18 protein-coding genes and 2 pseudogenes are annotated in these 20786 nt (G+C 59.5%); 10 read left to right on the forward strand and 10 right to left on the reverse strand.

The window, feature by feature from the left end; all coding sequences use genetic code 11:
- Positions 1 to 70: 70 nt before the first annotated feature.
- On the forward strand, positions 71 to 997 hold the full coding sequence (locus AC1DMK_RS09850) for a Gfo/Idh/MocA family protein (protein WP_037063982.1): 927 nt from the start codon (positions 71 to 73) through the stop codon (positions 995 to 997).
- 61 nt (positions 998 to 1058) lie between these two features.
- On the forward strand, positions 1059 to 1604 hold the full coding sequence (locus tag AC1DMK_RS09855; RefSeq protein WP_477858669.1) for a GrpB family protein: 546 nt from the start codon (positions 1059 to 1061) through the stop codon (positions 1602 to 1604).
- Between the two features lie 5 nt (positions 1605 to 1609).
- Here the strand turns inward: AC1DMK_RS09855 and AC1DMK_RS09860 are convergent, their stop codons facing one another.
- Positions 1610 to 2059: a DNA polymerase III subunit chi gene (locus tag AC1DMK_RS09860; RefSeq protein ID WP_477858671.1), complete on the reverse strand. Its 450-nt coding sequence runs from the start codon at positions 2057 to 2059 to the stop codon at positions 1610 to 1612.
- Positions 2056 to 3555 carry a leucyl aminopeptidase gene (locus AC1DMK_RS09865; protein WP_477858673.1) on the reverse strand — a complete coding sequence of 500 codons (1500 nt, stop codon included), beginning with the start codon at positions 3553 to 3555 and terminating at the stop codon, positions 2056 to 2058. Before AC1DMK_RS09865 ends, AC1DMK_RS09860 begins: the two co-directional genes overlap by 4 nt.
- A 185-nt stretch (positions 3556 to 3740) precedes the next feature.
- On the opposite strand from AC1DMK_RS09865, the pseudogene AC1DMK_RS09870 reads away from it, so the two are divergent.
- From AC1DMK_RS09870 to rsmA, 7 genes and pseudogenes are all read left to right on the forward strand, one after another.
- Positions 3741 to 4504 (forward strand): annotated as a pseudogene (locus tag AC1DMK_RS09870) (phosphatase PAP2 family protein).
- Between the two features lie 97 nt (positions 4505 to 4601).
- A complete protein-coding gene (locus AC1DMK_RS09875) occupies positions 4602 to 5780 on the forward strand; it encodes an LptF/LptG family permease (protein ID WP_037063811.1) in 1179 nt (392 codons plus the stop codon).
- On the forward strand, positions 5777 to 6865 hold the full coding sequence (gene lptG / locus AC1DMK_RS09880; protein ID WP_037063813.1) for an LPS export ABC transporter permease LptG: 1089 nt from the start codon (positions 5777 to 5779) through the stop codon (positions 6863 to 6865). Before AC1DMK_RS09875 ends, lptG begins: the two co-directional genes overlap by 4 nt.
- Positions 6865 to 9219: an LPS-assembly protein LptD gene (locus AC1DMK_RS09885; RefSeq protein ID WP_477858676.1), complete on the forward strand. Its 2355-nt coding sequence runs from the start codon at positions 6865 to 6867 to the stop codon at positions 9217 to 9219. Before lptG ends, AC1DMK_RS09885 begins: the two co-directional genes overlap by 1 nt.
- A gap of 184 nt (positions 9220 to 9403) precedes the next feature.
- Positions 9404 to 10357, forward strand: a complete 954-nt coding sequence (locus tag AC1DMK_RS09890; RefSeq protein WP_037063817.1) for a peptidylprolyl isomerase — start codon at positions 9404 to 9406, stop codon at positions 10355 to 10357.
- Positions 10358 to 10363: 6 nt separating this feature from the next.
- The gene (gene pdxA, locus AC1DMK_RS09895; protein ID WP_477858678.1) at positions 10364 to 11389 is read left to right on the forward strand and encodes a 4-hydroxythreonine-4-phosphate dehydrogenase PdxA; all 1026 of its coding nucleotides are present in this window, start codon (positions 10364 to 10366) and stop codon (positions 11387 to 11389) included.
- Positions 11389 to 12216 (forward strand): 16S rRNA (adenine(1518)-N(6)/adenine(1519)-N(6))-dimethyltransferase RsmA, encoded by an 828-nt coding sequence (gene rsmA, locus AC1DMK_RS09900; RefSeq protein ID WP_037063822.1) that lies wholly within the window; start codon positions 11389 to 11391, stop codon positions 12214 to 12216. Before pdxA ends, rsmA begins: the two co-directional genes overlap by 1 nt.
- Positions 12217 to 12347: 131 nt before the next feature.
- Here rsmA and gmk read toward each other — a convergent pair whose 3' ends face one another.
- From gmk to fabD, 7 genes are all read right to left on the reverse strand, one after another.
- The gene (gmk, locus tag AC1DMK_RS09905) at positions 12348 to 13013 is read right to left on the reverse strand and encodes a guanylate kinase (protein ID WP_037063824.1); all 666 of its coding nucleotides are present in this window, start codon (positions 13011 to 13013) and stop codon (positions 12348 to 12350) included.
- A 3-nt stretch (positions 13014 to 13016) separates the two neighbouring features.
- Positions 13017 to 13904 (reverse strand): YicC/YloC family endoribonuclease, encoded by an 888-nt coding sequence (locus AC1DMK_RS09910; protein ID WP_037063826.1) that lies wholly within the window; start codon positions 13902 to 13904, stop codon positions 13017 to 13019.
- Between the two features lie 13 nt (positions 13905 to 13917).
- Positions 13918 to 15150 carry an endolytic transglycosylase MltG gene (gene mltG / locus AC1DMK_RS09915; RefSeq protein WP_037063984.1) on the reverse strand — a complete coding sequence of 411 codons (1233 nt, stop codon included), beginning with the start codon at positions 15148 to 15150 and terminating at the stop codon, positions 13918 to 13920.
- A 115-nt stretch (positions 15151 to 15265) separates the two neighbouring features.
- Positions 15266 to 16528, reverse strand: a complete 1263-nt coding sequence (gene fabF, locus AC1DMK_RS09920) for a beta-ketoacyl-ACP synthase II (protein WP_477858682.1) — start codon at positions 16526 to 16528, stop codon at positions 15266 to 15268.
- Between the two features lie 95 nt (positions 16529 to 16623).
- On the reverse strand, positions 16624 to 16860 hold the full coding sequence (locus AC1DMK_RS09925) for an acyl carrier protein (RefSeq protein ID WP_003502080.1): 237 nt from the start codon (positions 16858 to 16860) through the stop codon (positions 16624 to 16626).
- Positions 16861 to 17149: 289 nt separating this feature from the next.
- Positions 17150 to 17887, reverse strand: coding sequence for a 3-oxoacyl-[acyl-carrier-protein] reductase (gene fabG, locus AC1DMK_RS09930; protein WP_037063845.1), 738 nt, complete (start codon positions 17885 to 17887; stop codon positions 17150 to 17152).
- A 29-nt stretch (positions 17888 to 17916) separates the two neighbouring features.
- On the reverse strand, positions 17917 to 18861 hold the full coding sequence (gene fabD, locus AC1DMK_RS09935; protein ID WP_477858684.1) for an ACP S-malonyltransferase: 945 nt from the start codon (positions 18859 to 18861) through the stop codon (positions 17917 to 17919).
- Positions 18862 to 19065: 204 nt separating this feature from the next.
- Here fabD and AC1DMK_RS09940 point away from each other — a divergent pair, with 204 nt between their 5' ends.
- Positions 19066 to 20109: an aldo/keto reductase gene (locus tag AC1DMK_RS09940; RefSeq protein ID WP_477858686.1), complete on the forward strand. Its 1044-nt coding sequence runs from the start codon at positions 19066 to 19068 to the stop codon at positions 20107 to 20109.
- A 348-nt stretch (positions 20110 to 20457) separates the two neighbouring features.
- On the opposite strand, the pseudogene AC1DMK_RS09945 reads toward AC1DMK_RS09940, so the two are convergent.
- Positions 20458 to 20751: pseudogene (locus tag AC1DMK_RS09945) on the reverse strand (IS110 family transposase); the annotation flags it as partial.
- Positions 20752 to 20786 lie beyond the last annotated feature (35 nt).

Genomic DNA, 20786 nt, shown 5'->3' on the forward strand with positions numbered 1-20786 from the left:
GCTCCTTTCTGATAGAACAGATTTAAAATAAATCATACTTTTGAGCGAAACACCAATGCGAGCCACCAGCATGTCACCCATCAACCTCGCCATTGTCGGCGTCGGCAAGATTGTCCGCGACCAGCACCTTCCCTCCGTTGCCAGGAACCCGGATTTCAACCTGATCGCAACGGCAAGCCGTCATGGCACCGTCGACGGCATCCAGAGCTTCACCACCATCGAAGCAATGCTTGACGCGGTGCCCGAGATCGATGCCGTCTCTCTCTGCATGCCGCCGCAATATCGCTACGAGGCTGCTCACAAAGCGCTCTCGGCAGGCAAGCACGTCTTCCTGGAAAAGCCTCCCGGCGCGACGCTGAGCGAAGTCGCCGACCTCGAAAGCCTCGCCGCGAGCAAGGGCGTCTCGCTTTTTGCAAGCTGGCATTCGCGCTATGCTGCCGCCGTCGAAGCCACCAAGTCGTTCCTCGCTTCCACGAGCATCCAGAGCGTCCATGTCATCTGGAAGGAAGATGTCCGCCACTGGCATCCGAATCAGGACTGGATCTGGCAGGCTGGTGGCCTTGGCGTCTTCGATCCGGGCATCAACGCGCTCTCGATCGTCACGCATATCCTGCCCAAGGCAATTTTCCTGACCAGCGCAACGTTGGAATTCCCAGAGAACCGCGACGCGCCGATCGCAGCCGACCTGCATTTCAAGGACGCCGACAATGTGCCTGTCCATGCCGAATTCGACTGGCGGCAGACAGGCAAGCAGAGCTGGGACATCGTGGCCGAAACGACCTCGGGGCAGATGGTTCTCGCCGAAGGCGGTTCGAAGCTTTCGGTCAACGGCGAACTGACGTTCTCGGCACCCGAGGCGGAATACCCGGCGCTCTACAACCGCTTCGCCGAGATCGTCAAGGCCGGCAAATCCGATGTCGATCTTGCCCCGCTGCGCCACGTGGCCGATGCCTTCATGCTCGGCAAGCGCAAGTTCGTCGACGCGTTCCACGATTGATATCGAAATCGCCAAACCTCGTGATACTGTGAAGCGCTCACGGGTTTTCGCGAGGTTTGGCATGCGGGACAACGCATCTTTCGGACTGGGCTTGAAGAACCAGGCGGTTTCCCTCGCCGTGCCAAACGCGCTGTGGCACGTCGCCTATGAAGGCGAAGCGGAAGCGATACGCCAGGCGCTGGGCGATATGGCGATCGATATCCAGCATATCGGAAGCACGGCTATTCCCGGGATCAAGGCAAAACCGATCATCGACATATTGGTCGGCTTGAAGCATTTTGCCGACGGTCTGGGCTGCATCGGAGCCATGGAAAGCATCGGCTACGACTACGCTGGCAGCGATATCGTTCCGGATGACCACATTTTCGGCCGCGGCATCAAGGGCCAGAGCCGAACCCATCTCGTTCATGTCGTGGAGTATCGCGGCCTTAATTGGAACCGGATGATCGCGTTCCGCGATGCTCTTCGCGGGGATGCCAGGCTCGCCCGGGCCTACGAGCAACTGAAGGTCGGATTGGCCGACGAGCATGCCGCAAACCGTGCTGAATACACCAAAGCAAAGCGGGATTTTATCGACAAGGTCGTCATGGAGTGCGGCCTGACCTAGTCAGCTCAGGCCTTCTTCTCCCATCGCCCTTCGGGCGTCTGCTGCCAGTATGTGAGGGAGTGCCCCTCACCTTTCAGCCGCTTCCACTGCGCTCGCGCGCCTTCCAATTGCTCCTGGTCATAGCCGTCGAACATGAAGACGATGCGCTCATAGGCATCGACCGGCGGCGGCTCGGCTCCGTCGACGATGAAGCGCACCGTTGCCGCGTTGGCATTGTCGTCAGAAATGGTCAGGAGCACCGGCTGGCTTGCGGCGAGGTCGCTCTCGTCCGTTCCGTGCGGCAGGAAGCTGTCCTCGCGAAATGTCCACAAATGCTGGTCCAACAGTTCGCGACGCGCGGCATCCTTCATCTGCACGCAGACGCGCCAGCCGCGCTCGACGCTTTTGTCGAGCAACGGCGGAAGCGCATCCTCCAGTTTGGATTCCGTAAGATGATAAAAGAGGACTTCCGTCATGATTCATAGTTGGCGCGGACGAGCTCATCGAGCAGACGCACGCCGAAGCCGGATCCCCACGACTGGTTGATTTCGTCCAGCGGCGAGCCCATCGCAGTCCCAGCGATATCGAGATGCGCCCAGGGGGTTTCCTGCACGAATCGCTTCAGAAAGTGTGCCGCGGTGATCGAGCCGGCGTGCCGGCCGCCGGTGTTCTTCATGTCGGCGAACTTGCTGTCGATCATTTTGTCGTATTCCTTGCCGAGCGGCATCCGCCAGAGCTTCTCGCCGGTCTCGAGCCCGGCCTCGGTCAACTGCTCCGAAAGCTGGTCGTCATTGGAAAACAGGCCGGCATGCACATTGCCGAGCGCCACCAGAATCGCACCCGTCAGTGTTGCAAGGTCGACCATGAACTTCGGCTTGAAACGGTCGTTGCAATACCAGAGTGCGTCGCAGAGAACAAGGCGGCCCTCGGCGTCGGTATTGATGACTTCGATTGTCTGACCGGACATCGACGTGACGATGTCGCCGGGACGCTGGGCGTTGCCATCGGGCATGTTCTCAACAAGGCCGATGATGCCAACGGCGTTGACGGCGGCCTTGCGCGCGGCAAGCACATGCATGAGGCCGGTGACTGTCGCAGCGCCGCCCATGTCGCCCTTCATCTCCTCCATCCCCGCCGCCGGCTTGATGGAGATGCCGCCGGTATCGAAAACGACGCCCTTGCCAACGAAGGCGACGGGGCTCTCGCCGCTCTTGCCGCCTTTCCACTGCATGACGGCAAGCCGGGGTGGGCGAACGGAACCCTGTGCCACGCCGAGCAGCGCTCCCATACCGAGTTTCTGCATTTCCTTTTCGGTGAGGATTTCCACATCGACGCCGAGCTTCTCAAGCTCCCTGGCCTTCGCGGCGAACTCCACCGGACCGAGGACGTTCGGTGGCTCGTTGACGAGGTCGCGAGCCAGATTGACGCCATCGGCGACTGCCTTCGCGGTCTTGAAGGCTTTCGCCGCCTCGTTCGCGTTGGCTGTGACGATGGTTACCTTGACGGCGCCGTTCCGATTCTTGCCGTTGCCGTCATCGTCAGTCTTCTTGGTCTTATAGGTATCGAAGCTGTAGGCACGCAGCAGCATGCCGAGCGCAAAGTCGGCGACCTCTTGAGCGCCGACCGTGGCGCCCGGCGCGTCCGGGAAAATCGTCACCTGGCTGGTGTTCTTGATTTTGGAAGCCGCCGCTCCGCCCGCCTTCAGCCAATCATGCGATGTCAGATCCTGGGCCTTGCCGAGACCGACGACGAAGATCCGCTCGGCTGACGATCCTTCAGGCGCAACGATATCGAGAGCGGACGCAAGCTTGGCGGTAAACCCGGCAATCTTGGCGGCCTTGGCCACGACGCCGGATGGATCTGCGACCTGCGCGCCTGCGGACAGATCCGCGTCCTTCGCCTTCAACAGAATTGCGTACCCACCGGCAATCTCAGCGGATTTTTCAAACGATACATCGAACTTGACAGACATGTCTTCTCCAGTGGGTTTCTTGAGAGCCCTCTGCCCTGATCATTTCGGTTTTCACCCTCGAAAACAAGCCTGCGTCGGGCGTTCTGAACCTCACCAACGCGGAAATCGCGTCAACAGGCTGTCATCCTCGGCGCCTATTGATCTGATCGCATTGTCAGGACGCGGGTCGACCTTTGATCTCAACATTGAAAGCAATAAGACCGCAGGTGCTCCTGCATAGGCGGCATGACGCCTCCGATGTCTTTTGGACCCTTCTGGGACTCTGGCTGGTGCTGCTCGCAGCATTCAATATCTTTCCGCAGATCGATCACTCCGTTCCGCACATTTTTTTGTGCTCGAAGCCTGCAACGCCGCCACAACGCCCGGGGAAATCTGTGGCCATTTTCCCTATCGGCAAGTGTCCTATCTTCAGCTGCTTCGGACGCTGTTCCTTCGACTGCCTCTTATGGTCGCCGTTGTCTTGTTATGGAAGCTCATTGATTGCTGCAGGCACCATGGCGCAACTTTCAATGCGAAACGCGCCCGCGCGCTCAAGGTCGCGCTCGGCTCACTCGTCATCGGTCCCATTGTTCTGGTGAATTTTATCCTCAAGAGCTTTTGGGGCCGACCCCGGCCATCGGAAACACTTGATTTCGGTGGCCATCTCGACTTCGTGCAGGCGGGGTCCATGGCCGGCAAATGCTTGTCGAATTGTTCCTTCGTCTCAGGCGAGGCGGCGGGTGCCGGCTGGCTGGTCTGCGTCGTCCTCCTCGTGCCCCAGCCCTTGCGGTCCGCGCTCTTGCCTCCCCTAGCGGCCATTTCGCTGTTGGCGCCGGCACTGCGCGTTGCGTTTGGCGCCCACTATCTCTCGGACGTCGTCCTCGGCTGGCTTTCGTCACTTGTTGTTTTCGCGGGATTGCTCGCACTAGCCGATTCGCCACAGCGGGAAAAAAAACTGAAATTTGAATGAATTTTTGACGACGGCTTGTCGCAAAAGCAAAGCAAAGAGCGTAGATGATTTTCGCTGCGCAGCGGCAAGAGTTCGCAAAGGGCGTTCAAGGGCGTGCATGAAACTGCTTGAAACATACATATTGCGGCGCGTCGGCCAGATGTTTCTCGTCGCCCTGTTGCCTGTGCTGGCGATCATATGGACGACGCAGGTGCTGCAGCGTATCAATCTTGTCACCGACAGTGGCCAGTCGATCGGCTCGTTTGCGAAGCTCGCGACGCTGATCCTGCCGTCCATCATTCCTGTCGTCCTGCCGTTTGCGCTGGTTATCGGCGTAACGCAGACGCTTACGACCATGAACAACGATTCGGAGCTTGCCGTCATTGACGCGGCCGGCGCCCGGCGCAGCATCATCCTCCGTCCGATTCTCGTTCTTGCGGCTGTTATCAGTGTCTTCTCCTTCCTGGTGGACAATGTTGTTGAGCCGAAAGCGAAGACTGGCGCACGCCAGATGATCGCAGCCGCCTATGCCGACCTGCTGTCTACAGTTATCGAAGAGAAGAATTTCCGGCGGATCGACACCGGCCTCTACGTTCAGATATCGGAAAGGCTCGCCGGCCGCGTCCTGAAGGGCCTGTTCGTCGTCGATGAGCGCGACCCTGCGTTCGAACTCATCTACTACGCCCGGGAAGGCGCCGTCGACGCCAAGGGTACTTCGCTCATCATGCACGATGGGGAAGTCCACCGCAAAACGCCTGCCGGCGATGTCTCGGTTATCCGATTCGATTCCTACTCCTTCGACCTTTCCGATCTGACCCAGAACCGCGGCCAGGCAACTCTTCGCGCGTCCGACCGCGAATTGCCGTTCCTTCTGAGCCCCGATCTGACCGATAAGGACTATATCGCCCGGCCGGGCAGCTATCGCGCAGAATTGCATCGCCGTTTGACCGACTGGCTTCTGCCAATGGTATTCGCACTGATATCGCTCGCCATCGCCGGTGACGCACGATCACATCGCGAGGCGCGGCTTCATCCGATGGTCTCAGCCCTGGTCCTGGCCTTTACGATGCGCTGGGCGACGTTCTATGCGGCAAACCAGATTGACACGGAGCCGATGTTCATCGGCATTCTCTATGCCATCCCAGTTGTCGCCAGCCTGATCGCCATCCTTTCGCTCGCGCTTCACAAGCGGCTGTCGCTGTTTGGCATGCTCATCGACCGGATTGCCATGCTCTGGCGCAAATTCCAGCAGCGACGCCACCGTTCCGCGGGGCCGTCGACAGGAGGCGGCGCATGATTTTCGGAACACTCGGGCGCTACTTCTTCCGCCGCTACCTGACGACCACGATCTGGTTCTTTCTCGGCGTCACCGGAATCGTATATCTGGTCGACTTCAGCGAGACTGCAAGCCGCATGGCGAATCTGCCTGGGTACACAGTGACCGGCGGCCTCCTGATGACGGCCGTGCGCCTGCCGCTCATTCTGCAGCAGACTGTCCCTTTCATCGTGCTTTTCGTCGGCATGACGGTCCTGATCGGCCTCAATCGGAAATACGAGCTTGTCGTCACGCGCGCAGCCGGAATTTCGGTCTGGCAGTTCATGTCGCCGTTCGTCGCGGGCGCCTTCCTGCTCGGCATTGGTGTTATGACAGTGCTCAATCCACTCGCGGCATGGGGGCAGCGGCAGGCCGCACTCGTGGAAAGCAACTGGCGCGGGGACAACGGTTCTTCCAACAGCGCACCACAGGTCCCTTGGCTCCGGCAGATAAGCGGCGCGGACGACGTAATCATCGGCGCGCATAGCATTCTCGAGGACGGCACACTGCTTGTCGATGCTGTCCTGATACACTTTGATTCGACCGGGCATATCGTTCTGAGACAGGATGCAGCCTCCGCAAAATTGGAGGATGGTTACTGGCTTCTTAAGAGCGTCGTGGAGCGTCGCCCGGGTGAGATCGCCGAGCGCAAGGATGAGGTGCGAGTTCGCACCAATTTGAAACAGGATTTCGTCCAGCAGAGGCTTACTGCCCCTGAAACTATTGCATTTTTCAATCTATCGAGCCGTATCGAGGCCGCGAAATCCTTCGGGATTCCGACCAAGGCTCTGGAGACTCAATTTCACTCATTATTGTCGCAACCGCTGTTGTTGGTGGCAATGACTCTCATTGCTGCAACAGTGTCCCTAAAATTTAGCCGGTTCAACCAATCGAGGTCCGTGATTCTGGGTGGAATCCTTTCGGGCTTCGTGCTTTATGTGATCACCGTGCTTGTAAAAGCATTCGGAAGCAGTGGGGTTGTCCCGCCTTTCGTGGCGACGTGGATTCCGGTCACCGTCGCCTTGGCTTTGGGTGCAACAATTCTGCTTCATCAGGAGGATGGCTAGTGGCGGCAGGCAACCGCAAGAGTTTTGGTAAGCAATTGGTTGCCCTGTTCGCAGGCGTAGCCCTGTGCAGCTATTCAGGCGGCATTCCCGCTGCATTCGCACAGGACGCTTTACAAGGCATGAAGCCCAATGTTCCGGCAGAAGCAAAAATGCTTCTTTCGGCAAATGAGCTCGTCTACAACAAAGATGCAGAAGTCGTTTCTGCTGTCGGCGGCGTACAGATCAATTACGCCGGCTACAAAATGGTCTCGCAGCGCGTCGAGTACAATCAGAAGACCGGCAGGCTTATGGCGCTCGGAAACGTCGAGCTCATCAGCCCCGACGGTAATCGAATGTATGCCGACAAGCTGGATGTGACCGACGACTTCGCAAATGGTTTCATCAATTCGCTGCGAATCGAGACTGCGGACAATACGCGGCTCGTCGCCGAAAGCGGAGAACGTGTCGGCGGCACGGAGATGATCCTGAACAAGGGCGTCTACACGGCCTGTCTGCCTTGCGCGGAAAATCCGCAAAAGCCGCCTTTCTGGCAAGTGAAGGCCGAACGCGTCATTCAAAACGGCGAGAAGCATACGATTCGCCTCGAGACGGCGCGTCTGGAGCTCCTAGGCCACCCGATAGCCTATGTTCCTTGGCTGGAAGTTCCCGACAACACGGTGAAGCGGAAATCCGGCTTCCTGTTTCCAAGCTTTGTCACGGCGCAGAATTTGGGATTCGGGCTTTCGGTTCCCTACTACTACGTCATTTCGCCCAGCATGGACGCGACGGTTACAGGGACCGGCTATACGACCCAGGGCTTCCTGGTTGACGCCGAATTCCGGCAACGTTTCGAAAACGGAACGCACGTATTGCGGGCGGCGGGCATCAATCAGATGAGCCCGGGCACATTTACTGAAGGCACCAGCGACGCGCAGGAAGATTTCCGTGGTGTTGTTTCATCCAAGGCGGACTTCCGGATCAATCCCCGCTGGGCGTTCGGTTGGAATGTCATGGTGCAAAGCGACAACAATTTCGCTTACACTTACAACCTCAAGGGTCTCAACGGTTCGACGCAAACCAATCAGGCCTATCTGACCGGCATTGGCAAGCGGAACTACTTCGATCTGCGATCCTTCTATTTCGACGTACAGGACGCCGATCCCACCAACACGGCGGAAAAGCAGCAGCCGATCGTCTATCCGGTGATGGACTATCACTACGTCGCGCCGCAGCCGCTTGCAGGCGGCGAACTCTCCGCCGATGTCAATTTTACGAATCTATCGCGGTCTCACGAAGATTTTTACAGTAGCGCCGGCTACGACCGCTTCCCCGGTCTCGAAGGACAAACGTCACGCCTGACCGGAGAGCTTGCCTGGAAGCGTACATTCGTGACGCCCGAGGGTTTGCTGATCACTCCATTGCTGGCTGCCCGTGGCGATGCGCTCGCGCTGGACATGACGCCGCCGCCGACGTCCGGTCAGTTTGCCTATGACGGCAACTTCGACACAAGCAATGCGGCGACCCGCACCATGCTGACGGCCGGCCTTGAAATGCGTTATCCGATCCTCGCCTCAACAGCGAACAGCACGCATCTGTTCGAGCCGATCGTTCAGCTCTACGCGAGACCGAATGAACAGCTTGCTGGCCGCCTCCCCAACGAAGATGCGCAGAGCTTCGTCTTCGACGCGACCAGCCTGTTCGAACGCGACAAGTTCTCCGGTTACGACCGCATCGAGGGCGGCACGCGCGCCAACGTAGGCATCCAGTATACTGGTACCTTCGATAACGGTTACAAACTGCACGGTATTTTCGGACAGTCCTATCAGCTCGCCGGACAGAACTCGTTCGACACCGATGATCTCGTCAACGTGGGCGCCGACTCCGGTCTCGAAACGACCAGGTCCGACTATGTCGGCCTCGGCGGCGTGGAGACACCGCAGGGTTTTGCATTCGCGGCTTCTTATCGCCTGGACGAGAAGAGCTTCGAGTTGCGGCGCGGCGATCTGACTGCAGGCTTCCAAACCGACGCTTTCCAGAGCCAGCTTCTGTATACGCACGTCTCCGCACAGCCCGCCTACGGCTTCGATTCCGATAACGACGAAGTCCAGGCCAAGGCAACGGTCAAATTCAAGGACTACTGGTCGATCTTCGGCGGCGTCGCCTACGATCTGAACGAGAATACCGTGACCAGGCAGACGATAGGACTGACTTACGAAGACGAGTGCACGATCTTCACGATCGCCTACTCGGACCGGCGGGATACAAGCGACCAGACCGCAAGCGATTGGAACATCGGCGCCAAGTTGACGTTCCGCACGCTCGGCGACATCAACGTCGGCGACTTGAGCGGTGCCAACACGAACATCTACAACTGACCGGATTTACAGTGCGGCGAAAGAAGGAGAGCCTTTCTTTCGCCGTAACACTGTGCAGGACATTGTCGCCGGTTGACATCTGGGCATGCGCTGAATCTCATAGGAAAGCTGCAATGTCCGTCTGTCTTGATAAGTTAGGAACGCCGCGATGTGAAAGCGCGGCGTCAATGGGAAGGGTCGATAGATGATTGGCGCTACGAGAACCGTAAAGACGATGATTGCCGGCGTGGCTTTTGCCATGCTGACGGCTTTGGCTTTGCCGGAGGCAGGAACTGCTTTCGCCGCAAGCGAAGTCAGGGTCGTCGTCAACGGCACGGCGATCACCAGCGGAGACGTTGCCAAACGTCAGGCTTTCCTGCGACTGCAGCATCAGAAAGCCGATGCGAAAGCTGCCGAGGACCAGCTCGTTGAACAGGCGCTGAAACAGCAGGAAATTTCTCGCGTTCGCATGTCGGTATCCAAGGAAGACGTCGATGCGTCGTTTCAACGCTTTGCGACCGGCAACAAGCTGACCGCTGCGCAGATGGCGCAGATTCTCAATCAGTCGGGCGTCGGCGTCGACCACTTCAAGGCGTTCATCGCAGTGCAGATGAGCTGGCCACGGCTGGTCAATGCCCGCTATGGCGCAAGTAACAAGATGTCGAACTCAGACCTCGTTGCCCGCATGATGCAGAACAACAAGCAGAAGCCGGAAACAACCGAGTACATTCTCCAGCAAATGATCTTCGTCGTCCCCGCCAGCAAGAAGGGGATTGTCGGCAAGCGCAAGAGCGAAGCCGAAGCCTCGCGTTCGAAATATCCGGGATGCGAGCAAGCCAAGGTCTTCGCCGCGACGATGCGCGACGTGTCTGTTCGCGAGCTTGGCCGTGTTCTGGCGCCCGAGCTGCCGGCCGAATGGAAGCCGCTCATCGAGCAGGCCAAAGGCAACACGACAGCGACCCGCGTGACGGAGCGGGGCGTTGAATATCTCGCGATTTGCAGCCAGCGCCAGGTCTCCGACGACCAGGCGGCGGAGATGGTTTTCCGCCAGGAAGACCTGGCCAACGCGAAGGGCAGCAAGGATGCTCCCCCAGAAAATCCGAATGCCAAGAAGTATATCGACGAGCTGCGCAAAAAGGCGCAGATCCTGCGCCCCTGAGACCCGATGACAATTTCCTTCTCGCGCCCGCTTGCGCTCAGTCAGGGTGATCCCGCCGGCATCGGCCCAGACGTCACCTTGATGGCCTGGCTGCGGCGGCGTGAGCTTGGGCTTCCTCCGTTCGTCTTCATCGGCGATCCGGACGTCCTTGCGACAAGGGCAAGGCTCTTGGATCTGACGGTGGCAATCCGAGAAACCAACTGTGCAGAAGCAAGCGCCGCCTTTGCCGAGGCCTTGCCAGTCATCTCCATTCCAGCTGGCGTAGCGGTCATCGCGGGAGAGGCCCATGTGGCCACGGCAAAAGGCACGATTGCAGCGATCGAAAAGGCGGTCGCGCTGACCCTCGGCGGTGAGGCGCTCGGCGTCGTGACGAACCCGATCGCCAAATCCGTTCTATACGAAAGCGGCTTCCGTTTTCCCGGACATACCGAATTTCTGGCAGAACTGGCAACGCAATCAACCGGAAAGCCGGTTGTCCCTGTGATGATGTTGGCCGGGCCGAAGCTTCGAACAATTCCCGTCACCATCCATATCCCGATCAGGGATGTGCCACACAAACTCACAGCAGACCTCATCATAGAAACCTGCCGCATCGCCCACGCCGATCTCCTCCATCGGTTCGGCATTGCCCAACCGCGCCTTGTCGTAGCGGGGCTCAATCCGCATGCCGGCGAAGACGGAACGATCGGCAAGGAAGATGAGACAATCATCCGTCCGGCCGTCCAGTTTCTACGATCAGAGGGCATCGACGCAATCGGGCCGTTGCCGGCTGACACGATGTTCCATGATGAAGCGCGTGCCCGCTACGACGTTGCAATCTGCATGTATCATGACCAGGCGCTGATTCCTGCCAAGGCACTCGGCTTCGACGATGCCGTCAACGTCACCCTCGGTCTTCCTTTCGTACGCACCTCCCCGGACCACGGCACGGCCTTCGGCATCGCCGGCAAGGGCCTGGCTCGGGAAAGCAGCCTGGTTGCCGCTCTCAAGCTTGCCGCGCACCTTGGCCGCGTTGCAGAGAGCCACCGCTGATGGCCGCATTGGACGGGCTTCCACCTCTTCGCGACGTTATACAGCGTCACGGCCTCGATGCGCGCAAGGCGCTTGGCCAGAATTTCCTGCTGGATCTCAATCTCACGCAAAAGGTTGCAAGGACCGCCGGTCCGCTTGAAGGCGTGACCGTCTTCGAGGTTGGCCCCGGGCCAGGTGGTTTGACCCGGGCGATCCTGGCGCTCGGGGCAAAAAAGGTCGTCGCCATCGAACGCGACGCGCGATGCCTACCGGCGTTGGCGGAAATTGCTGCTCATTATCCCGGACGTCTCGATGTCATCGAAGGCGATGCGCTGAAGACGAACTTCGAGGCTCTTGCACCGGAAGGGCCGGTGAAGGTCATCGCCAATCTCCCCTACAACGTCGGCACGCAGTTGCTCGTGAACTGGCTGTTGCCGAAGCAGTGGCCGCCTTTCTGGCAGTCGTTGACACTGATGTTCCAGAAGGAAGTGGGCGAGCGTATCGTCGCGACGGAAGAGGACGACCACTACGGGCGCCTCGGTGTGCTCTGCGGCTGGCGCGCGAGCGCCAGCATGGCATTTGACATATCGCCGCAGGCCTTCACGCCGCCGCCAAAAGTAACCTCCACGGTGGTCCACCTGACGCCGAACGAAAATCCGATCCCCTGCTCCGTTGCCGACCTGGAAAAAGTCACGCACGCAGCCTTCGGGCAGCGCCGCAAAATGCTCAGACAGAGCCTGAAGCCCGTCGGCGGCGAGACACTGCTGCAAAAGGCAGGGATCGACCCGCAGCGGCGCGCGGAAACGCTATCGGTGGCCGAGTTCGTGCGACTGGCGAACTGTCTATAGGACACCCGACAAGCCCATCTCCACCCGAAGCGGGGTTATGAACCGGAAACAGACGGCTGCGCGTTAAAGTATTCGGACCGGGCCGGCCCACCTGCCTCCCCGCGAATGCCGCCGCTTCGAACTTGCTGGCCTTAAAGCTTCGGCTCTTCCGTCAGCAGGTTGTTGACGAAGTCGAACAAACCGTGGCGGCGGTCTCGACGGACCCGTTCGGCATTGACGATACAACTCACATTGCGAAAAGCCTCGTCTAGATCGTCGTTGACGATCACATAGTCGTATTCGCGCCATCGTTCGATTTCGGCGCGAGAATTCAGAAGCCGTGTACGAATGACCTCTTCCGAATCCTCGGCGCGGCGATGCAAGCGCGACTGCAGTTCGGTCATGGTGGGCGGCAGCACGAAGATCGAGACAATATCGGCCTTCATCTTGTCCTGAAGCTGCAGCGCGCCCTGCCAGTCGATATCGAACAGCATGTCGCGACCTTCGGCCATTGCAGATTCCACGGGTTCCCGCGGCGTGCCGTAGAAATTGCCGTGCACCTCCGCCCATTCGAGTAGATCGCCGGCGTCGCGCATCTTCTCGAACTGCGGTACCGTGATAAAGTGGTAGTGCTTTCCGGCGATCTCGCTCGGCCGCTTCGCCCTGGTCGTGACGCTAACTGAGATTTCCAGACTGTGGTCGTCCCTTAGCAGGTTGCCGGCAATCGTCGACTTGCCTGCGCCCGACGGCGAGGAAAGGACAAGCATCAGCCCGCGCCGGGCGATTTTGATAGGCGTGCTCGACTGCACCGGGCTCATGTATCACTCCAGGTTCTGAATCTGTTCGCGGAACTGGTCGATGACGACTTTAAGCTCGATTCCGGCGGCGGTTACCGCCGAGGCATTCGACTTCGAACAGATGGTATTCGATTCGCGGTTAAATTCCTGTGCAAGGAAATCCAACTTTCGACCGACGGGGCCGCCCTTGGCAAGCAGTTCACGTGCTGCCACGACGTGCGCCTTCAGGCGATCGATCTCCTCGCGGAGATCGGCCTTGGTCGCAAGCAGCGCGGCCTCGACATGCAGCCTGTCCTGATCGAGCTTTCCAGCAGCGTCCATCAGCATCGCAATCTGGGCAGCTAGCCTAACCGCGATCTCACGCGGCGAGCGCGACGGGTCGCCTTCGATTGTCGCGGTCAACCCTTCGATTGTCGAAACGTGGTCGTTCAGCACACGCGAGAGCGCGGCACCTTCGTGTTCGCGCATCGACCGCAGATCGGAGAGCGCGACCATCAGCCCATCGGCAATGTCTGCGTCACGAACGGCGAGCGCGTCCTCGCTGTCTTCGGTCTCGCGAAACTCGATGATGCCGCGGATGGAGAGCAGCGTGTCCAGTTGCAGCGGTGTCGGATCGATGATGCCGCCGAGCTGGTCGCGCAAGGCGAGAACGGCGGCAAGCGCTTCCTGATTAAGCACCGTCTCGAAGCGGTTCTCGGCCGCGGACACCGAAAGCGACGCCTGCATGTTGCCGCGGCTGAACCGTTCGCCGACGAGCCGCCGAACGTCGTTCTCCAGCCGCTCAAGGCCTTGCGGCAAACGGATACGGACATCTAGTCCCTTGCCGTTGACAGAGCGCAGTTCCCATGCCCAGCGCCAGCGGCCTGTCGTCCCTTCACGCCGCGCAAAACCAGTCATGGACTGCAAAGTCATGCGACCTCCGAAATCAGTTCGTTTTCTTTTTCTTCTGTGCAGGAGCGGCAGGCGCCTCGGCGGGGGCCGCTCCATCGGGCTGTCCATCGACAGCGATATTGGGGTCAGCACCCTTGTCCGCTTCGAGCTTGCGCCAGCGCTTGACGTTGGCGTTGTGCTCTTCGAGCGTGGCAGAAAACACGTGGCCGCCCGAACCATCGGCCACGAAATAGAGGTCCTGCGTCTTCCACGGATTTGCAACAGCCTCCAGAGCGTCGCGCCCGGGATTGGCAATCGGCGTTGGCGGCAGGCCCTTGATGACATACGTGTTGTAGGGCGTGTCCTTCTTGAGGTCGGACTGGTAGATCGGCCTGTCGGCGGGCTTACCGTCACCGCCAAACAGCCCGTATATGATCGTCGGATCGGACTGAAGCCGCATTCCCTTGCCCAGACGGTTGAGGAAAACGGACGCCACATGCGCACGCTCGTCGGGAACGCCGGTCTCCTTTTCCACGATCGAGGCAAGCGTGACCAGTTCGTCCTTGGACTTCAGCTGGAGCGACGGATCGCGCTTCTCCCAGACCTGATCGACCAGCTTCTGCTGGGCCGCCGCCATCTGCTCGATGATCTCGGCGCGCTTCGTACCACGCGAGAATTTGTAAGTATCCGGGCGCAGGCTGCCTTCTCCTGGAAGCACCGCCGGCAGGTCGCCTTCGAGCACCCCATCCTCGTTCATCCGGTTGAACATCTGGCGAACGCTTAGCCCCTCAGGAAAAGAAACCGAATAGAGGATCGATTTGCCGGATTTGAGCAGCTCCATAATATCGTTCATCGAGGCATGTGCCTTGATCTCGTACTCGCCCGCCTTGAGGCTTTCGCCATCATTGAGATGCGTCGCCGTCAGGTAGCGGAAAACACGGCCGTCGGAGATGATGTTGTTGCGCTCGAGGTTGAAGGCGATCTCGGTGATACCGGCACCGTTGCGCACGATGAAATTGGTGTTCGCCTCCAGCGGCCCCGGACTCTGATAGGCGGAAATGGCGTAATAGAAGACCACGACCGCGACGGCACAGCCAAGCACGACGAGCGTCATCAGGAAGTTCAGGAAGATGATGACCTGGCTGCGTGCCTTCTTGGAGCGCTTGGGCGGCTCCGGAACGCGCTCCGGGCGCAGTGCCTCGTTGGGCGATTTGGGAATGATCGGCCCGCTCTGCGACTGCTGGCTTTGTTGGCCAATCGTGTCGTTGCTCTGGTTCGTATCGCTCACCGGCAATCCTCTAAACTTGGCCCCAAGTCCTGCTTCTTGCGAAGCAATGCGGCAAAATGCAGGTGGGCAGCCCGATCTCGCGCTGCCCTGCCCGTCAGGAACGTCGAGCTTGACCTCAAGCGACGTAGCGGCGAAGCACCAGCGATGCGTTGGTACCGCCGAATCCAAACGAATTCGACAGCGCCACGTTGATCTCCCGCTCGCGCGCCTTGTGCGGGACAAGGTCGATCGCCGTGTCGCGCTCGGGGTTGTCGAGGTTGAGCGTCGGCGGCGCGATGTTGTCGCGAATGGCAAGCGTCGCAAAGATCGCTTCAATCGCACCGGCAGCACCGAGGAGATGGCCGGTGGCGGACTTCGTGGACGACATCGAGATCTTCGACGCGGCGTTGCCGACCAGCCGCTCGACAGCGCCAAGCTCGATCGTATCGGCCATGGTGGACGTGCCATGGGCATTGATGTAATCGACGTCGGCGGGCGTCAGGCCCGCGCGCTTCAGCGCAGCCGCCATGCAGCGTCCGGCGCCTTCGCCGTCTTCAGATGGTGCGGTGATATGGTAGGCGTCGCCCGAGAGGCCGTAGCCAACGACCTCGGCATAGATCTTGGCGCCGCGCGCCCTGGCATGATCGAGCTCTTCAAGAACGACGATGCCCGCGCCCTCGCCCATGACAAAGCCGTCACGGTCCCTGTCGTAGGGACGCGACGCCTTGGTCGGATCATCATTGTGCTGCGTCGACAACGCCTTGCAGGCGGCAAAGCCGGCCAGCGAAATGCGGCTCACCGGCGATTCGGTACCGCCCGCGACCATGACGTCAGCATCGCCGAAGGCGATGAGACGGGCTGCGTCGCCGATCGCGTGAGCGCCGGTCGAGCAGGCAGTGACGACAGAGTGGTTCGGACCGCGCAGCTTGTGGCGGATCGATACCTGGCCGGACACTAGATTGATCAGGCGGCCGGGGATGAAGAAGGGCGAGATGCGCCGTGGGCCCTTGTCGCGAAGCGTATAGCCGGCCTCGACAATGCCTTCGATGCCGCCGATGCCGGAGCCGATCAGTACGCCCGTCGAGATTTGCTCCTCGTCGGTTTGCGGATGCCAGTTGGCGTCGTTCAGCGCCATGTCGGCGGCGGCCATGCCGTAGATGATGAAGGGATCAACCTTGCGCTGTTCCTTAGGCTCCATCCAGTCGTCGGCATTGAATGTACCGTCCGTGCCGTCACCGACGGGAATACGGCAAGCGATTTTGGCGGGCAGGTCTTCGACTTCGAATTCAGTGACCAGGCGGGCGCCGTTCTGGCCCGCAAGCAACCGGGACCACGTCACTTCCGTTCCGCATCCCAATGGCGATACCATACCGGTACCAGTTATAACGACCCGTCTCATCGACTGCATTTCCCCCGCCTTTTGTGTTTTATGGAGAACCATGCCGGAAATAAAAAGGGCGGACTCTGGGTCCGCCCTTTCTCAATTGCTCAGGATTAAGCCTGGGCCTTTTCGATGAACTTCACGGCATCGCCGACCGTCAGGATCGAGTCAGCAGCGTCGTCCGGAATTTCAACGCCGAATTCTTCTTCGAACGCCATGACCAATTCGACGGTGTCGAGCGAGTCAGCGCCCAGATCGTCGATAAAGCTGGCGCCTTCGACAACCTTGTCGGCATCAACGCCAAGATGATCAATAACAATTTTCTTTACGCGTTCTGCGATATCGCTCATGTCGGTTTCCTCGACCTTATGTCCTGATCAGAATGCCTTTTGACATCCCTACCCTGTTTCAGCCTGCGGTGCCCTAAAGCCACCATCGGCAAACCCTTTGAACCCGGCTTCCAGAGATGTCCCAGGCTTGCTCAAAAGCCCGCCGGTCCGTCTGCTTTCTCGGGAGACTGTTCACAGTCATGGCCCGCTTAACACGGTTTAAGTCTGCCGCAAAGCCAGAAAATCAACCCCACCGGGTTGGTCAACACGCTATTGCGGGGAAAATCCGCCCGAAGGGCAGTTTCCCGTTTCAGATCATGGCCATGCCGCCATTTACGTGCAAAGTCTGGCCTGTCATGTAGGCGGCTTCCGACGATGCCAGATAGGCTACGGCAGATGCGACTTCGGCACCCGTGCCCATCCGCTTCATGGGGATAGCACCCATGATCGCGTCCTTCTGCTTGTCGTTCAGCTTGCCGGTCATTGCGGATTCGATGAACCCGGGGGCGACGCAGTTCACCGTGACGTTGCGGGTCGCGATTTCCTGCGCCAGCGACTTGGTGAATCCGATCATGCCGGCCTTGGAGGCACAGTAGTTCGCCTGCCCCGGATTGCCGGTGACTCCGACGATGGAGGTGATGTTGATGATGCGGCCATAGCGGCGGCGCATCATCGGGTGCGTAAGCTCGCGGGTCAGGCGGAACATCGACGTCAGGTTTACCTCGATGACGTTGTCCCAGTCCTCGTCGCTCATGCGCACGAACAGGCCGTCCTTGGTGATGCCGGCGTTGTTGACGAGAATGTCGACGCCTTCCAGTTCGGCTTCGGCCTTGACGCCCAGCGCCTTGACTTCATCGCGATCGGCAAGGTTCGCCGGGAAGATCCTGACGCGCTCGCCAAGTTCGTTGGCCAGCGCTTCGAGCTTTTCAACGCGCGTTCCATGCAGGCCGACGATCGCACCCTGCCTGTGGAGAATACGGGCGATTTCTTCGCCAATGCCACCGGATGCGCCGGTAACGAGAGCCTTTCGGCCGGAAAGATCGAGCATGGAAGCGTTCCTTGTAATCGTTAAATCAATCAGGCCATGAGGGCGGCGACAGCCGCGTCGATATCGGCAGGCGCGTTGACCGAGATGCCGTTGACGGTCTTGTCGATGCGACGCGCAAGCCCGGTGAGAACCTTGCCGGAGCCAAGTTCGTAGAGCGTTGTGACACCATTGGCGCCGAACCACTCGACCGTTTCGCGCCAGCGGACCTGGCCGGTGACCTGCTCGACGAGCAGCCTGGCGATTTCGTCGGCATCCGTCACCGGTGCTGCGCGGACGTTGGCGATCAGCGGGACGATCGGCTTCGCTTTTGCGACGCCTGCGAGAGCGTCGCGCATGGCGTCGGCGGCCGGGGCCATCAGCGTCGAATGGAAGGGCGCGGAAACCGGCAGCAGGATCGCCCGCTTGGCGCCCTTTTCGGTTGAGAGTGCAGCGGCCTTCTCAACGGCAACCTTTTCGCCGGAGATGACGATCTGCCCGCCGCCATTGTCGTTGGCGATCTGGCAAGAGCCGACATCAGATGCTTCCCGGCAGACAGCGATCACATCGGCATGTTCGAGACCGATGATCGCGGCCATGGCGCCGACGCCGACGGGAACGGCAGCCTGCATGGCGTTGCCACGGATTCGCAGCAGTGTGGCGGTATCGGCAAGCGAGAAGGTGCCGGCGGCACAGAGCGCGGAATATTCGCCGAGCGAATGACCGGCGACGTAGGATACCTTTGCCTTGAGATCGACCCCCCTGGCTTCGAGCACACGGACGACCGCCATGGAAACCGCCATCAGGGCGGGCTGCGCGTTGGCGGTCAGGGTCAGCGTGTCCTCGGGGCCGTTGAACATGGTCTCGGAGAGCTTCTCACCCAGAGCCTCGTCGACTTCTTCGAAAACAGCGCGGGCTTCGGCGAAATTGTCGGCGAGTTCTTTGCCCATGCCGACGGCCTGGCTGCCCTGCCCCGGGAATGTGAAAGCGATGGTCATCCTATGTCCTTTTATATGGACCTCTGGTTATTTCGCCTCCAATTGACATTCTTTCCCGCAGAGTCAAGTACTCAGCGCCTGCGTTCGAAGGCTTTCGCGGCTGCAAGAAAGCTTGGCTCAGCCTCTTGCGCTTGATCAATTCCGGCCTAGATTGCGCCGTCCTTCCAGACCATTTCCTTTTCAGATCACCTTCAAGGTACTCAGATGAGATACAAGAAACTTGGCCGCACTGACATTTCCGTGTCCGAGATCTGCCTCGGCACGATGACGTGGGGAACGCAGAACACCGAGGCCGAAGCGCATGCGCAGATGGACTATTCCGTCGAGAACGGCGTCAACTTCTTCGATACAGCCGAGCTTTATCCGACGACGCCGCTCTCCGCGGAGACACAGGGCCTGACCGAGGATTACATCGGCAGCTGGCTGCAGAAGACCGGCAAGCGCAAAAACATCGTCCTTGCCACCAAAGTCGCAGGCCCCGGCCGCGCTTATATCCGTAGCGGCGAGGGTGCCGATGCCATGAACATCCGCCTCGCTATCGAAGCGAGCCTCAAGCGGTTGAAGACCGACTATGTCGACCTCTATCAGATCCATTGGCCAAGCCGCGGCCACTTTCATTTCCGTCAGGCATGGCACTACGACCCCTTCAAGCAGGATCACGCAAAGGCGGTCGCCAACATCTCAGAAATCCTGGAAACGATGGGCGCACTGGTGCAGGAAGGCAAGGTTCGCGCGTTCGGCCTTTCCAACGAGACGACCTGGGGTACGCAGAAGTACCTGACGCTTGCCGAACAGCTGGGGTTGCCGCGCCTGGCCAGCATCCAGAACGAATACAATTTGCTCTACCGACACTACGACCTCGACATGGCCGAACTGTCCCACCACGAGGATGTCGGCCTGCTCGCCTATTCGCCACTTGCGGGCGGCATCCTGACCGGCAAGTATCTCGATGGCGCCAAGCCAGAAGGGTCGCGCGGGTCTATCAACGGGGACATCGGCGGCCGGCTGCAACCTCTGCAGGAAGCACCGACCATGGCATATATCGAGATCGCTGCGCGGCACGGCCTCGATCCCTCGGCCATGGCAATCGCGTTCTGCCTGACGCGCCGCTTCATGGCATCGGTGATCATCGGCGCGACGACGATGAAGCAGCTTGAGACCGATGTGGGATCTGCAACCGTCAAGCTGTCGCACGACGTCCTCGCCGAAATCGAGAAGGTGCATCGTCAGTATCCGATGCCGATCTAAGCCGGCGCCGTTCAAAATATGCGGCCGGCCCTTCGCATGCATGAAGGGCCGGCCGCAAATCCATATGTGGACGGCCCCCGCTTGCAAGTGTTTTCTGAAGATGTTTTTTGATCGGATCGCTTGCGTCCATATGTGCGGCCTTTGGGTGCGGTCGCACTTGACCACTGGCCAAGATGGTTTCCGCAACGCGAGTTCCTCACAACTCATCGACCTTTAATGGCCGTTGGATTTGACGGAGTTTCACGCGTCTTGGATCGATCGATCACACCATCTGCTTTTCTCTTGCAAGTTCACGGCATCAGCTCAACACGGTAGCGTTCGTTGCTGCTCACCGTGATGGCCAATCTGTCATGCCGCAAGCCCAGCAGCTTGCGGTACGTCTTGTGGTCTTCGGTACGCTTCTCCGCTGACCATCAGCTTCCAGGCGATCCGGGCGATCTTGTTGGCCAGCGCCACCGCGACCAGCTTCGGCTTCTTGCGTTGGAGGAGCTCAAGGAGCCACCCGGATTCCCGTTTACTTCGTCCTGTTCGAATATGCTGAAGAAGGGCAGTGGCACCCACTACCAGCACACTTCGTAGCATCTCATCCCCGGCGCGGGTGATCACACCAAGCCTGACTTTGCCTGCGGTCGAATGATCTGCTCGCTTGCATTCACGCCATGCAATTGGAAAACGCT

This window comes from Rhizobium sp. 05L419, from assembly GCF_056397845.1.

Bases quoted from the DNA above. Each gene is read 5' to 3' on its own strand.
- rsmA (WP_037063822.1), top strand. From the start codon at position 11,389: ATGGCCGCATTGGACGGGCTTCCACCTCTTCGCGACGTTATACAGCGT.
- AC1DMK_RS09890 (WP_037063817.1), top strand. From the start codon at position 9,404: ATGATTGGCGCTACGAGAACCGTAAAGACGATGATTGCCGGCGTGGCT.
- fabG (WP_037063845.1), bottom strand. From the start codon at position 17,887: ATGCTCGATCTTTCCGGCCGAAAGGCTCTCGTTACCGGCGCATCCGGT.
- gmk (WP_037063824.1), bottom strand. From the start codon at position 13,013: ATGAGCCCGGTGCAGTCGAGCACGCCTATCAAAATCGCCCGGCGCGGG.
- fabF (WP_477858682.1), bottom strand. From the start codon at position 16,528: ATGAGACGGGTCGTTATAACTGGTACCGGTATGGTATCGCCATTGGGA.
- pdxA (WP_477858678.1), top strand. From the start codon at position 10,364: ATGACAATTTCCTTCTCGCGCCCGCTTGCGCTCAGTCAGGGTGATCCC.
- AC1DMK_RS09925 (WP_003502080.1), bottom strand. From the start codon at position 16,860: ATGAGCGATATCGCAGAACGCGTAAAGAAAATTGTTATTGATCATCTT.
- AC1DMK_RS09850 (WP_037063982.1), top strand. From the start codon at position 71: ATGTCACCCATCAACCTCGCCATTGTCGGCGTCGGCAAGATTGTCCGC.
- lptG (WP_037063813.1), top strand. From the start codon at position 5,777: ATGATTTTCGGAACACTCGGGCGCTACTTCTTCCGCCGCTACCTGACG.
- AC1DMK_RS09910 (WP_037063826.1), bottom strand. From the start codon at position 13,904: ATGACTTTGCAGTCCATGACTGGTTTTGCGCGGCGTGAAGGGACGACA.
- AC1DMK_RS09865 (WP_477858673.1), bottom strand. From the start codon at position 3,555: ATGTCTGTCAAGTTCGATGTATCGTTTGAAAAATCCGCTGAGATTGCC.
- fabD (WP_477858684.1), bottom strand. From the start codon at position 18,861: ATGACCATCGCTTTCACATTCCCGGGGCAGGGCAGCCAGGCCGTCGGC.
- AC1DMK_RS09940 (WP_477858686.1), top strand. From the start codon at position 19,066: ATGAGATACAAGAAACTTGGCCGCACTGACATTTCCGTGTCCGAGATC.
- AC1DMK_RS09875 (WP_037063811.1), top strand. From the start codon at position 4,602: ATGAAACTGCTTGAAACATACATATTGCGGCGCGTCGGCCAGATGTTT.
- AC1DMK_RS09860 (WP_477858671.1), bottom strand. From the start codon at position 2,059: ATGACGGAAGTCCTCTTTTATCATCTTACGGAATCCAAACTGGAGGAT.
- AC1DMK_RS09855 (WP_477858669.1), top strand. From the start codon at position 1,059: ATGCGGGACAACGCATCTTTCGGACTGGGCTTGAAGAACCAGGCGGTT.